This window comes from Spirosoma knui, from assembly GCF_054780635.1.
Window position 1 is genome coordinate 941,319 of sequence record NZ_BAAGVY010000001.1, and the last position, 13,912, is coordinate 955,230.

The following is a 13,912-nucleotide window of genomic DNA, read 5'->3' on the forward strand; positions in this document are numbered from 1 at the left end:
TACTTTGCACTGTTTAAAAATAGTCTAAATAAGTAAAGCGTCCATGAGTTCACTTCGCTACCTCTCCTTGATCGGGTTTTTGTTGTCTATAACAGTGCCGGCTATTGCCCAGTCGTTGGCTACTATAAAGGGAAATATAACCACCTCCGATGGCAATCCGGCCGAAAGCGTTACTGTAAGTTTGAAAGGAAAAGGACAGGGAACTCTTTCGAACAGCCAAGGCGATTACACAATCAACCGGGTTAAGGCGGGAACATACACCGTTCAGGTTTCGGCGGTCGGTCTGAAAACCACGGAAAAAGACATTACCATAGCGGCCAATGAGAGCGCAAGGCTCGACTTTGTCTTATCGGAAAGCGCGGCCCAATTGCAGGAAGTAATTGTTAGCGCTGGTCTCACCAATCGGTTCGCCCGAACATCAAGTGACTACGTATCGAAGATGCCGCTGAAAAACCTTGAAAATCCGCAGGTTTATAACAGCATTGGTAAAGAGTTGCTGACCGAACAGTTGGTGTTCTCGGTCGATGATGCCGTTCGTAACGCGCCGGGCGTTCAGCGCATGTGGGAAGCAACGGGCCGCTCAGGCGATGGAGGAAGCTTCTACGGAAGCCGTGGTTTCATTCTGCAAAGCTCGCTCCGCAATGGCGTAGCGGGAAATGTATCCAGTGGCATCGATGCCGTCAACCTCGAAAAGCTGGAAGTAATCAAAGGGCCGTCGGCTACCCTGTTTGGTAGCGCTTTAACCTCATACGGTGGTCTGATGAACCGCGTGACGAAGAAGCCCTACGAAACGTTCGGTGGCGAGGTGACTTACGCCGGTGGAAGCTACAGCCTTAACCGGGTGAGTGTTGACGTGAACACACCCATCGATCCCGCACGGAAACTAATGCTCCGGGTGAATACGGCCTACAACTACGAAGGTACGTTCCAGACGCAGGGCTTCAACCGTAGCTTCGCGCTGGCTCCCAGCTTACTCTACAAACCTAATGATCGCCTGTCGATTTTGCTCGACGCGGAGATATTCCGGAGCACGAACGTTGGCAAGCAGATTATCTTCTTCTACTTCCCGGCCGCTCAACTGGGCGCTACCCGAGCCGACCAACTGAACCTGGATTACCGCAATTCCTACATGGGAAGCGGCCTGACCCAGCAGTCGAGAAGCACGAACTTATTCGGCCAGATCAACTACAAACTGTCGCCGACCTTTACGTCATCAACGTACGTTACGTCCAGCAAGAGCTTTTCGAATGGCTTCGGGCCTTATTTCTACCTGGTTCCTGATGGAATGGTTACCGGCAATCCGGCCGATGCGGGCAAAGCCAACTACCTGGCCCGAGCTGATCAGTCGACGGATAACAGTACGAGCAACGTATTCCAGGTGCAGCAGAATTTTAACGGAGACTTTCAGCTTGGCCAACTCCGAAACCGCATCGTCATCGGGCTCGACTTCTTACGTATCAATTCCAATCAGAAGTTTTTCGGCAGCAATTTAGACATCGTTCCGCTCAATGTTCCTGGCTATGATTACAGCCGGTTTAGTGGTGCCACGTTGGACTCGGTCTACGCCAGTGGGGCACCAGGTTTTACGTATCCGATCATTAACAAGCGAAACGTCTACAGCGCCTATATATCGGATGTCCTGAACATCACCGATCAACTGAGCGTACTGGCGGCTCTTCGGATCGACCAGTACGACAACAAAGGTGGTTCGGAAGGAGGACCGGTTGCCGCTTACCAGCAGACGGCTCTTTCGCCGAAGTTCGGTCTGGTTTATCAGCCGATTAAAGATAAAGTTTCTCTGTTCGCCAACTATCAGAATAGCTTCAACAACCGGGGGGTGTACAATGCCTACGACGTAACGGCGTCGGACAGCATCACGCAACGGAATGCGAAGCTCGAACAAGCCAATCAGTTTGAAGCCGGGGTTAAACTGGACGCGTTTAACGGAAAGCTGACCACTACTATCAGCTATTATAACATTCGGGTGAAAGACATTTTGCGGACCGATCCGAACCCACTGGCGGCTGCCCGCTTTGCGCAAACCCAGGACGGCACCCAGCTTAGCAAGGGCATCGAAGTTGACGTGATTGCCAGTCCCTTTGCTGGTTTCAATGTTGTCGCTGGTTTTAGCTACAACGATTCCAAACTCGAACGTGCCGATGCCGACGTAGTGGGCCGCCGACCTACCACGGCTTCGTCGCCGTACCTGGCGAACCTGTGGTTGAGTTATCGACTACCCCAACACCTCGTTAAAGGATTAGGATTCGGCTTTGGCGGAAACTACGCCAGCGACAACAAAATCCTGAACAGCATTAGCCAGGGTGAATTTGTGCTGCCGGCTTACACGATTCTGAACGCGTCGGCTTTCTACGACCATAAGCGGTTCCGGATTGGAGCCAAAGTAGATAACCTGACCAATCAACGATATTGGATTGGCTACACGACGGCTAACCCGCAAAAACTGAGAAACTTTGTCGGTAGCGTAAGTTTCAAATTTTAAGTAGTCGCAGTCGATCCCCTCGGGTCGACTGCCTTTGCCGTTTTCAGATTTATCAGTAACCCCCGCGACCATGAGTACCACAAAACAGGTAAAGACCTGGTTCCAGATCCATAAATGGACGAGCCTGATTTGCACCGCTTTCCTGCTGATGCTGTGCCTGACTGGTTTACCGCTCATCTTCCACGAAGAAATTGAAGAGCTGGAGGGCAAAGCGTCACTAGCTCCGCCCATGCCGGAAGGAACCCCGCAGATAGGACTTGAACGGCTGGCGCAAACGGCCCGGCAACAATTTCCGTCTAAGGTCATTCGGTATGCGTATCAGGACGAACATGAGCCCAATACCATGACCTTCACGCTGACGGATTCGTTAACGGCTCCGGCAGACAACTATAAGCTCGTCATTCTGGATACCCGCACCGCTAAGGTACTTGAAGAACCTAAAGTGCAGGAAGGCTTTATGTACGTCATGCTTCAGTTGCACGTCGATATGTTTATGGGGATTGGCGGTAAGCTGTTTTTGGGGTTGATGGGTATCCTGTTCGTGGTAGCCATTGTATCGGGGTTGATGCTCTATAGTCCCATTATGCGTCGCTTTAACTTCGGCGTGGTACGTACCGAAAAATCGACCCGGTTAAAGTGGCTCGATCTGCATAACCTATTGGGCGTAGTGACGGTGGCCTGGGCGACGGTGGTAGGCTTAACCGGAGTTATTAATACGTTGGCTGAGGTTGTCGTGGGCACCTGGCAGCAGGGGCAACTGGCTGAGATGGTGGCCCCTTATAAAAACGAAGCTCCACTGACTGGACGCTTAAGCCCACTCGATCAGGCCATGAAGGTGGCGTATGAGGCCGCTCCCGGCATGAGCCTGTCGTTTGTCGCTTATCCCGGTTCGCCGTATTCCAGCCAGCACCATTACGCGGTGTTTATGAAAGGCAACACCCCATTGACCGAACGGCTGATTAAACCGGCGCTGGTCGATGCGAAAACGGGTAAACTCACCGACATGAGAACGATGCCCTGGTACGCCAATGCTTTGTTTATTTCTCAACCGCTTCACTTTGGCGACTATGGCGGACTGCCTCTAAAGATCATCTGGGCGTTGTTCGATATCGTAACCATTGTGGTATTGGTCAGTGGTCTGTATCTGTGGTTTGCGCGCAATAAAGCCACCAAAGCTCACATGGCTCGTATGACAGCCGTTGAGCAGAAACAGGCGAGCCTACAACTGGAAGAAGCCGAAATTTTAACCCTTAGCTTGCAGAAAGGAGAAGCACAATGAAAAGCGATTTCTGGCATGTCTGGACCATTCCTTTGCTGCTGACGGCGCTGAGCCTGATCGGTCTGATTGCTGCTCTGGTGGGCGATAATCTCTGGGATGGCCTTTCCTGGCTTACCCTCGGTATTCCACTCGTTGTGATTGGACGGTTTGTCATCAAACCTCAGCAAAGCAAACGAAAACGGGTATAAGTTTTTTAGGTTAAGGATAAAATTGCTGACGCCGTCCGGGGTTGCGTCAGCAATTTTCGCTAATACCAGCAGCCTGAATTTTGGCCTACCCTCCTGATTACGGTGCGTTCAAGTGGAGCAACAAATGCGTTACTTTGCGGTTGATTGAGGAACAACCAATGACTCAATAATTCGCTATGCTATATCCGCTTACGTTCGAGCCTATCTTTAAAGACAAAATCTGGGGTGGTCAAAAAATCAACACTGTATTAGGTAAAGACTTTTCGCCCCTGCCAAATTGTGGCGAAACCTGGGAAGTTTCCGACGTTGAAGGGAACGTCTCGGTTGTGAAAGAGGGAGGCTTACAGGGTAAGTCGCTGCATGAGTTAGTCCAGCAATACAAAGGTGAACTGGTCGGCGAACACGTCTACGAGAAATACGGGGATCGCTTTCCGCTACTGATAAAATTCATCGACGCCAACGACGACCTGTCTATTCAGGTTCACCCCAACGATGAGTTGGCTAAAAAGCGGCAGAGTGGTTTCGGCAAGACCGAAATGTGGTACATCATGCAGGCGGATGAAGGCGCAACGCTTAATTCCGGATTCAACCGCGAAGTCACCAAAGACGAGTACGTTAAGGCCGTTGCCGATAATACGATTCAGGATATTCTGAACATTGAGCAGGCTGGTCCGGGCGACGTATTTTTCCTGCCCGCGGGCCGGGTGCATTACATCGGAAAAGGGTTATTACTCGCCGAAATTCAGCAAACCTCCGACACGACGTACCGCATTTACGACTTCGACCGTGTCGATGCGACAACCGGCCAAAAACGCGAACTGCATACCGAGTTAGCTGTCGATGCTATTGATTATCATCATTACGATCAGTATAAAACGCAGTACGAGAAAAAGGTGAACGAAAGTGTAAACGCCGTTGCCTGCGACTACTTCGTAACGAACGTATTGAATTTCAATCAGGAAGTTGAACACGACTACACCCACATCGATTCGTTCGTTGTGCTGATTTGTGTAGCCGGAGCCTTGACCATTAAAGCGCCAGGTGGCTACGAGGTACCGCTTAAAATGGGCCAGTGCGCCTTAATTCCGGCTTCCGTCGATAACGTAACGCTTGTGCCCGACGGCGATATGACCGTGCTGGAAACCTACGTTCCCTAATTGATTTTACGTATAAACAAGCGGTGGCAAAAGGAGAATAGGCGATTAACTGTCTTTCTTCTTCCGTCACCGCTCTTTTTTTGAAAAGTGAGCAGATACGTTTAAGCGAGTTGCATCATGAATTTAAACTTACAGGATAAACTAATTCTCGTTACGGGCGGGGCCAAAGGGATTGGCGAAGGTATTTCCACAACTTTAGCCGCTGAGGGGGCCATCCCGGTAATAATAGGTCGGAACGAAAACGACAATCGACAAACTGTAGAAGCGATTGAGGCCAGTGGTGGCCGTGCTCATCAATTTGTTGCCGAACTAACCCGACCCGAAGAGTGTCAACGGGCGGTCGAAGAAACGCTGGCCAAGTTCGGACGTATCGACGGGTTGGTGAACAACGCAGGCGTTAACGATGGCGTTGGGCTCGAACATGGTTCGTATGATGGCTTTATAGCGTCGCTACACAAAAACCTGGTGCATTACTACCTCATGGCCCACCATGCGCTTCCAGCGTTGAAGCAGTCAAAAGGGGCCATTGTCAACATTGGCTCGAAGGTAGCCGAAACAGGGCAGGGTAATACGTCGGCTTATGCGGCCGCTAACGGCGGACGTAACGCGCTGACCCGTGAGTGGGCTGTCGAGCTGTTGCCCTACGGGATTCGGGTTAACTGCGTGATCGTGGCCGAATGCTGGACCCCACTCTACGCCAGTTGGATTAAAACCTTGCCTGAACCTGATAAGAAACTACAGCAAATTGTCTCAAAAATTCCGTTGGAGCAGCGGATGACCACAGCCGAAGAGATTGCTAATGCGGTCGTTTTTCTACTTTCGGACCGGTCAAGCCACACCACCGGTCAGTTGATTCATGTTGATGGTGGCTACACGCACCTTGACCGCGCAATCACGGATTAATTTGTTTATTTGTCCTTCTTTGCCATTCTGACATACGCATAAATCAAACTTCCTAAACCTAAAAGAAACGAATTAATGGCTCTCGGACCCGCTCCCGAAAACGTTAAAATCAAAAATGGTCAGGCTTCGGGCAATTATGGTATTGCCTTCGCCCTGGTTACCAGCCTATTCTTCTTGTGGGGACTGGCCAATAGCCTGAACGGCTCACTAATCAAGCAATTTCAGATTGCGCTGGACCTGAACCGATTCCAGGCGGGTATCGTCGACTTTGCCTTTTATCTCGGTTATTTCTTCATGGCCCTGCCTGCCGGATACGTAATGCGAAAATTTGGCTATAAACGCGGCATTCTGTTCGGCTTGTTGCTCTACGGGGGCGGTGCCTTTTTGTTCTATCCGGCGGCCGAGGTACGGGTGTATAGCTTCTTTCTGCTGGCCCTTTTCACGATGGCCTGCGGCATTGCCTTCCTGGAAACAGCCGCTAACCTCTACGTAACGGTACTGGGTGACCCCGACAAATCGGAATGGCGGTTGAACTTTTCGCAGTCGTTCAACGGAATCAGCATCATTCTCGGGCCCATCATTGGTGCCTTGTTTATCTTCTCGGAAACCGAATACACGCCCGAAATGCTGTCGGCAATGGCACCGGCGCAGGCCGAAACCATTCGTGTCGAGGAAGCACTGTCGGTGCAGGGGCCTTATCTGGTCATTGGTATCATCATCGCGTTGGTGACTTTACTGTTTGCCTTCACTAAAATGCCCGAAGTTGGGGCCGAAGAAGAGCAGAGTGCAGGAAAGGTCTCAATTATAAGCGTGTTACGTCATCGGCATCTGGCCTTAGGCGTTATTGCGCAATTCGCGAATGTAGGCGCACAAGCTACTCTTTGGGGCTACTTTGTTGACCTTAAGCTTGACTTCTCCCGCGATGGGCACTGGGCGCTGGCCGAAGGCTACATGAATATTATTAACTCGCTGACGGGTTCGCCTACCGACCTGTCTCCGACGCAGATTGCCGGTTTTCACGCATCGTTCGCCTTAGTCTTGTTCATGCTGGGCCGTTTCGTCGGTACGGCGCTGATGACCCGTATTCGTCCGAACATGGTGCTGGCTATTTACGCAGGAGGAGCCGTTGCTATGGTGATCATTGCGATGTTGGTAGGTGGCTTAACCGCCGTTATTGCGCTCAGCTTCACGTACTTCTTCCACTCCATCCAGTTCCCAACCATTTTTGCTTTGGCGACGAAAGGATTAGGCGTAGAATCGAAAATGGCGTCTTCGCTGGTGATCATGAGTATTGTCGGTGGTGCGCTGATGCCGTTGGTGGCGGGTGCTTTATTCGCAAAAAGTGCCACATACGCCCTGATCGTACCGCTAGTGTGCTTCGCATACATCGTGTTTTATGCCCTGCAAGGGTATCAGATCAAGGCCGACGATCTGTACGGAGCAAATGCACCCGCTGAAGTGGCCCCTTAACTATGCGATACTGTTTTGCCCTTGACCTAAAAGACGATCCGGCACTGATTGCTGCATACGAACAGCATCACGAACGAATCTGGCCTGAAATCGAAGCGAGTATCCGTGAGTCGGGTATCACGAATATGGAGATCTACCGCATCAGTAATCGGTTGTTCATGATTATGGATACGGATGATACGTTTTCGTTTGCGCAAAAGGACGCTGCGGACGCGGCTAATCCGATTGTGCAGCGATGGGAGAACCTCATGTGGCAGTATCAACAGGCGTTGCCGGTGGCGAAGCCAGGCGAAAAGTGGTCGTTGATGAAAAAAATATTTCAGCTATAGACCGTTATTATAGGTAGCACTAGGATGGTCTACTACCAGAAGAGACGCACTTTAGCACCTATCTTGGCTGGCCTCGGAAGAGGTTCCTCTTACTTATGAACGTTGCCTTATTTGTTCCTTGCTACGTTGACCAGTTTTATCCGCAAGTTGGTATTGCCAGCCTGCGACTCCTCGAAAAGGCAGGTGTCCAGGTTTCATTTCCAATGCAGCAGACCTGTTGCGGCCAACCGATGGCGAACGCGGGTTGCGAAGCGGAATCCATTCCGGTCTATCAGAACTACGTTCGCACGTTCGCCGACTACGACTATATCGTTGCGCCGTCGGCGAGTTGCGTGTACCACGTTCGGAAGCACTTCAATATCATCGATCAAACACCGGCAGTAAAGCATGTTCGCGAACGTACGTTCGAGCTGGTGCAATTTCTGACCGACGTATTAGGCGTGACAAGCCTTGACACTGAGTTTCCGTATCGGGTTGGGCTGCACCAGAGTTGTCATGGACAGCGTGGTTTGCGGTTAGCTACTGATTCTGAACTGACACCCGTTCGGGATGGTCACATCAGCCGTCTGTTGAAGCAGGTTCGGGGGCTGGAGTTGATTGAGCTGGATCGGTACGACGAATGCTGCGGCTTCGGTGGCGCTTTCTGCGTATCCGAAGCGGCCGTATCCGCGCGCATGGGGCAGGACCGGGTTGATGATCACGTTAAAAATGGGGCTCAGGTCATTACGGGGGGCGATGTCTCCTGCCTGATGCATTTAGAGGGCATTGTCCGCCGGAGGAAACTGCCGGTGCGTGTTATGCACGTATCAGAAATTTTAATCGGTGCAAATCTGTAAACATGCCCGACCTGTACATTCTCGCTGGGCCAAACAGAGAAGAAAAGACTACGGCTGCTTACACATTACTGCCAGAAGTACTTAATGTAGTTGAATTTGTAAATGCAGATGAGATAGCACGAGGATTGTCACCTTTTAGTCCAGATTCGGTTGCCTTTGAGGCCGGTCGGATTATGTTACAGCGGATAGATTAGTTACTAGATAAACGTATTGATTTCGCTTTTGAGACAACTTTATCTACTCGGTCTTACGTTTCAACTAATAGACGTGCTCATGAGTTTGGCTATACGGTTACACTTCTCTTCGTCTATTTATCATCAGCGGAGATAGCTATAGACCGGGTGGCTAAACGTGTTTTGCAGGGAGGACATAATATTCCGTCTGATGTGATTGAGCGCCGGTACAGACGGAGCGTCGAAAATTTGGTGAAGCGTTATATACCTGTTTGCAATTACTTCGCTATTTTCAATAACGCCGGGATAACAGCCGAACTGGTAGCATCGGGCGGAATGTATCTTGAATCCGAGGTGTTAGATAAAGAGATTTGGAGAATCATTTTAAGCCATGAAAACAGTCGTAGCTAGCCCGATCCCGAGCCATGAGGAAGTATTGACAGGCATTCGTCGTGCTGTGCAAAAATTAGTAGAAAAGGCAAAGCGCGATGACGACGTATTGTCATTGCCGATAAAGATGGTAAACCTGTTCGTGTGAAAGCCCGTGATCTCTAAGTTATGACACATCCTGAAGCCGCCGAAGTATTTACTGCCGATGCTGATCGGACAACCTGGCACGACCAAACCTTATGGTTTGTCCGTCAGAAACGCGACCGAATGGCCTACAAGCTGCCTGAATGGGAGCAACTCCGTGAGCTGGCATCGCAGATCAAGAACCATGCGCTTAGTCGACTGGATGAATATTTAGAGGAATTTGAACGGAATGCGCAGGCAAATGGCGTTCAGGTCCACTGGGCTGCCGATGCGCGTGAGCACAACCAGATCGTTTTAGACATCCTTCGAAAGCATAAAGCGCAACGTATTGTCAAGAGCAAGTCGATGCTCACGGAGGAATGTCACCTGAATCCATTTTTGGAGAAGAACGGCATTGAAGTCGTTGACACCGATTTGGGCGAACGGATCATTCAGTTCAACCATGAGCCGCCAAGTCACATTGTGCTACCGGCGATTCACCTCAAGAAAGAGGACGTCGGACGGATATTTCACGAGCACCTCGGCACACCCGAAGGAGAAAGCGACCCGCAACGGCTAACCGAAACCGCCCGCCAGCACCTGCGCGAAAAGTTTGTCGCTGCCGATATTGCCATATCAGGTGTAAACTTCGCCATTGCCGAAACCGGCGGCTTTGTGGTGTGTACCAACGAGGGGAACGCTGATCTGGGCGTTACGTTAGCGCCGGTGCATATTGGATGTATGGGTATCGAGAAAATTATCCCCAAGTTCGAACACTTGGGGGTCTTTACCCGACTGCTGGCTCGCTCGGCGACGGGCCAGTTGTCGACGACCTATACCAGTCATTTTCATAAGCCCCGACCCGGTCAGGAGCTGCATATCGTTATTGTGGATAATGGCCGGATTGATCAGTTGGGTCGTCCCGATTTTCGCAACTCACTGAAGTGTATTCGTTGTGGGGCGTGCATGAATACCTGTCCGGTGTATCGGCGGAGTGGTGGGCATAGTTATGATTTCACCGTACCTGGCCCAATTGGGGCGATTCTGTCGCCTAATGTCGATCTGAAAAAACACAGCTCGCTACCTTTCGCCAGTACGCTCTGCGGGTCCTGTTCCGATGTATGTCCAGTTAAGATCGATATTCACGTTCAGCTTTACAAATGGCGGCAAATCATCGGGCAGGAGCATGCCATGCCCGCTGGTAAACGGTTGGGTATGAAAGCGCTGGCTAAAGTGCTGGCCCGTCCGAAAGTATATGCCCGGCTTGGACGCATAGCGCGGAAGGTACTGGCCAATACACCACATGCCATTAGCCATGCCGGAGCCATTAATCCGTGGGCCATTGCTCGTGAGCTCCCCGAACCGCCTAAGCAGAGTTTTAGAGAGTGGTACGCAGCCAATGCGAAATAGATAAAAGATGGAAACGCCTGTCGCAAGCAGGCGTTTTTTGTGCGTAAAGGATTTGCCCGACCGCTATATTTACAGCTGTTTATACCAATCCCTAATTCATTAACAGCATGAAAAATTGGCTTTACTGCCTAATCGCGGTTGTTGCGACGGTTTCGGCTCAGGCGCAGAATCAGCCCGCTGGCAACTTCGTCCGTGAGAACTACCAGAAGTACGAATACAAAATTCCGATGCGCGATGGGGTAAAGCTCCACACGGCCGTTTACGTACCCAAAGACGCATCGCCGACTAACAAATATCCGTTCATCATGCAGCGGACGTGCTATAGCGTAGCCCCGTACGGACCCGATGCCTACGCTAACCAAGTAGGACCGTCTGCTACGCTCATGCGCGACAAATACATCGTGGTGTATCAGGATGTACGTGGCCGCTGGGCATCGGAAGGAACCTGGACGAACATGACGCCCACCGTCACCGACCAACAACCCGTTACAGCCGCCAAAGACAAAAAGAAGTCGGCTAAAGCAACAGGCCCAGTCTTGGTTGATGAAAGTTCCGATACGTACGATACCATCGAGTGGCTCCTGAAGAACGTAGCGAACAACAATGGGCGCGTTGGGCAGTGGGGCATTAGCTATCCGGGTTTTTACACGATTGCGGGGGCCGTTGCGGCTCACCCGGCTCTGAAAGCGTCATCGCCCCAGGCTCCGGTTTCTGACTTTTTCTTCGATGATTTCCATCATAATGGCGCTTTTATTCAGGCGTATCTGTTCACCTTCCCGGTATTCGGCGTTCAGCACCCACAACCCACTACGCAGGCCTGGTATAACAACCAGATGATTCAGACCGGCTCGAAAGATGGGTTTCAGTGGCAGTATGATTTAGGCCCGCTAAAGAATGCCGACAAGTATTACAAGGATAATTTTTACTGGCAGGAAACCGTAGAGCACCCGAACTACGACGAGTTTTGGCAGAAAAGGAGTATTATCCCTCATCTGAAAAACATCAAACCAGCGGTAATGACGGTCGGTGGCTGGTTCGATGCCGAGGATCTCTACGGGCCATTGAACATCTACAAAACGGTAGAAAAGAACAACCCCGGTACGTATAACACTTTGGTAATGGGCCCGTTCGGGCATGGTCGCTGGTCGCGCGAAACAGGGCATACCCTGCACAGCAACATCTACTTTGGCGACAGCATCGCAACATTCTATCAACGTAACATTGAAGCCAAGTTCTTCAATCACTTCCTGAAGGGAGCGGGCGATGGCAAAACGGGCCTGCCCGAAGCGTATCTGTTCAATACCGGCCGAAACGAATGGCGGACATTCGACAAATGGCCAGCTGCCAACGCACAGACAGTTCAGTATCACTTAGCGGCCAATGGTCAACTGGCGCAGCAGGGCGGTGGAAGTGCTTATTCTGAGTTTATCAGCGACCCTATGAAACCGGTGCCTTACACCGAAGACATCACCACAACGCAGGGCTTTACGCCGTTCAATTACATGTCCGAAGATCAGCGCTTTGCCGGTCGTCGCCCGGATGTGCTGACATTCCAAACCGATGTACTTACCGAAGATCTAACCCTGGGCGGAGAAATAACAGCGAAACTGAAAGTGAGCACCACCGGTACGGATGCCGACTGGGTTGTGAAGCTGATTGATGTCTACCCGCCTAACGAACCCAACCATGCGTACATGCCGAACAAAAACATTACGCTGGGTAACTATCAGCAGATGGTACGTTCGGAAGCGATGCGCGGGCGCTTTCGTAATTCGTTCGAGAAGCCTGAACCCTTTAAGTCAGGTGAGGTTACGGATGTTACGTTCCGGTTGCAGGATGTCTTGCATACGTTCAAGAAAGGGCATCGCGTGATGATCCAGGTGCAGAGTACGTGGTTCCCGCTCATCGACCGGAATCCGCAGAAATACGTCGACAACATCTTCAACGCCAACGCCGACGATTTTCAGAAGGCTACGCACCGGGTGTACGATAATTCAGTAATTGAAGTTCAGGTGTTGAAGTAGGGGCGGTTATGCTTATTTCGATGTAGAACTAAAGCACTTTTGTGTCATCCCGAGATACGAGGGATGACACAAAACGTTATCAGAGTCACAACTCAAAACTATACATGTTATGAAAGCAATCTGGAATGGTCAGGTTATTGCCGAAAGCGCCGATACGGTCGTCGTTGAAAATAACCATTATTTTCCTAAAGAAGCGGTTAACCCGGAATACCTGACCGACAGCGCAACGCACACAACTTGTCCCTGGAAAGGGTTGGCGTCGTATTACTCGTTAAACGTAGATGGCAAAGCCAATCCGGACGCTGCCTGGTATTATCCCGATCCGAAACCAGCCGCCAGCCAGATCAAAGACCGGGTTGCTTTCTGGAAAGGTGTACAAGTAACGCCCTGATGATCGACATACGTAACCTGACCAAACGCTTTTCGACGCATACGGCTGTTGACGATGTTTCGTTTACCGTAGAGTCGGGTGAAACGCTGGTCTTGCTGGGGACGAGCGGTTGCGGCAAGACCACTACGCTCAAGATGATCAACCGATTGATTGAGCCAAGCAGCGGCTCGGTATTCGTCGATGGTACAGATGTGCGTAGTCAATACGGTCCTGATTTGCGTCGCCGTATTGGCTACGTTATTCAGGACGGGGGCCTTTTTCCCCATTACACCATTGCCGAAGCCGTTGCAACTGTACCTAAACTGCTCGGGTGGGATAAGGATGCAATTCGACAGCGAACGGTTGAACTAATCAAAACGCTTCGGTTGCCCGAAACCGTGTTAAATCGTTACCCCGCTGAACTGAGTGGTGGACAACGGCAACGGGTAGGGTTAGCCAGGGCGCTGGCGGCCCGTCCGCCCGTAGTGCTGATGGATGAGCCGTTTGGGGCGCTCGACCCATTTACGCGTCGGCATGTTCGTCGCGAATTGTTTAGCCTGAATGAGTTGAAAGAAACAACGGTTGTGCTGGTTACCCACGATGTAAACGAAGCTCTCGAACTAGCTGATCGGATCGCGTTGATGGATAAGGGACGTATTGTTCAGATCGGGCGGCCCGATGAACTACTGAATAGCCCGGCTACTGATTTCGTTCGCGATTTCCTGGATGAGCAGCCACAACGATTCAAGTAACTTGTTAC

Annotated in this window: 14 protein-coding genes; all 14 read left to right on the forward strand. The window is 51.0% G+C overall.

All coding sequences use genetic code 11. The features are described 5' to 3' along the window. Positions 1-43 precede the first annotated feature (43 nt). Positions 44-2,500 carry a TonB-dependent receptor domain-containing protein gene (locus tag ACYVIY_RS03815; RefSeq protein ID WP_460974945.1) on the forward strand — a complete coding sequence of 819 codons (2,457 nt, stop codon included), beginning with the start codon at positions 44-46 and terminating at the stop codon, positions 2,498-2,500. 70 nt (positions 2,501-2,570) lie between these two features. Further along, a complete protein-coding gene (locus tag ACYVIY_RS03820) occupies positions 2,571-3,779 on the forward strand; it encodes a PepSY-associated TM helix domain-containing protein (RefSeq protein ID WP_460974946.1) in 1,209 nt (402 codons plus the stop codon). Then, the gene (locus ACYVIY_RS03825) at positions 3,776-3,967 is read left to right on the forward strand and encodes a hypothetical protein (protein ID WP_460974947.1); all 192 of its coding nucleotides are present in this window, start codon (positions 3,776-3,778) and stop codon (positions 3,965-3,967) included. The genes ACYVIY_RS03820 and ACYVIY_RS03825 overlap by 4 nt, the downstream gene beginning before the upstream one ends. Before the next feature lie 176 nt (positions 3,968-4,143). Continuing rightward, positions 4,144-5,124 carry a type I phosphomannose isomerase catalytic subunit gene (locus ACYVIY_RS03830; protein WP_460974948.1) on the forward strand — a complete coding sequence of 327 codons (981 nt, stop codon included), beginning with the start codon at positions 4,144-4,146 and terminating at the stop codon, positions 5,122-5,124. 117 nt (positions 5,125-5,241) lie between these two features. Beyond that, positions 5,242-6,027: an L-fucose dehydrogenase gene (locus ACYVIY_RS03835; protein WP_460974949.1), complete on the forward strand. Its 786-nt coding sequence runs from the start codon at positions 5,242-5,244 to the stop codon at positions 6,025-6,027. Between the two features lie 75 nt (positions 6,028-6,102). Beyond that, complete coding sequence (fucP, locus tag ACYVIY_RS03840; protein WP_460974950.1) at positions 6,103-7,497, forward strand: L-fucose:H+ symporter permease; 1,395 nt, start codon at positions 6,103-6,105, stop codon at positions 7,495-7,497. Between the two features lie 2 nt (positions 7,498-7,499). Then, a complete protein-coding gene (locus ACYVIY_RS03845; protein ID WP_460974951.1) occupies positions 7,500-7,826 on the forward strand; it encodes an L-rhamnose mutarotase in 327 nt (108 codons plus the stop codon). A 95-nt stretch (positions 7,827-7,921) separates the two neighbouring features. Next, positions 7,922-8,662, forward strand: a complete 741-nt coding sequence (locus ACYVIY_RS03850; protein ID WP_460974952.1) for a (Fe-S)-binding protein — start codon at positions 7,922-7,924, stop codon at positions 8,660-8,662. Between the two features lie 209 nt (positions 8,663-8,871). Next, the gene (locus ACYVIY_RS03855; protein ID WP_460975147.1) at positions 8,872-9,246 is read left to right on the forward strand and encodes a zeta toxin family protein; all 375 of its coding nucleotides are present in this window, start codon (positions 8,872-8,874) and stop codon (positions 9,244-9,246) included. After that, on the forward strand, positions 9,227-9,373 hold the full coding sequence (locus tag ACYVIY_RS03860) for a hypothetical protein (RefSeq protein ID WP_460974953.1): 147 nt from the start codon (positions 9,227-9,229) through the stop codon (positions 9,371-9,373). Before ACYVIY_RS03855 ends, ACYVIY_RS03860 begins: the two co-directional genes overlap by 20 nt. Positions 9,374-9,393: 20 nt before the next feature. Next, positions 9,394-10,758 (forward strand): lactate utilization protein B, encoded by a 1,365-nt coding sequence (locus ACYVIY_RS03865; protein ID WP_460974954.1) that lies wholly within the window; start codon positions 9,394-9,396, stop codon positions 10,756-10,758. A gap of 107 nt (positions 10,759-10,865) precedes the next feature. After that, positions 10,866-12,782, forward strand: coding sequence for a CocE/NonD family hydrolase (locus tag ACYVIY_RS03870; RefSeq protein WP_460974955.1), 1,917 nt, complete (start codon positions 10,866-10,868; stop codon positions 12,780-12,782). A gap of 109 nt (positions 12,783-12,891) precedes the next feature. Next, positions 12,892-13,173: a DUF427 domain-containing protein gene (locus ACYVIY_RS03875; protein WP_460974956.1), complete on the forward strand. Its 282-nt coding sequence runs from the start codon at positions 12,892-12,894 to the stop codon at positions 13,171-13,173. Beyond that, positions 13,173-13,904: an ABC transporter ATP-binding protein gene (locus tag ACYVIY_RS03880; protein ID WP_460974957.1), complete on the forward strand. Its 732-nt coding sequence runs from the start codon at positions 13,173-13,175 to the stop codon at positions 13,902-13,904. The genes ACYVIY_RS03875 and ACYVIY_RS03880 overlap by 1 nt, the downstream gene beginning before the upstream one ends. The last annotated feature ends 8 nt before the right edge of the window (positions 13,905-13,912 follow it).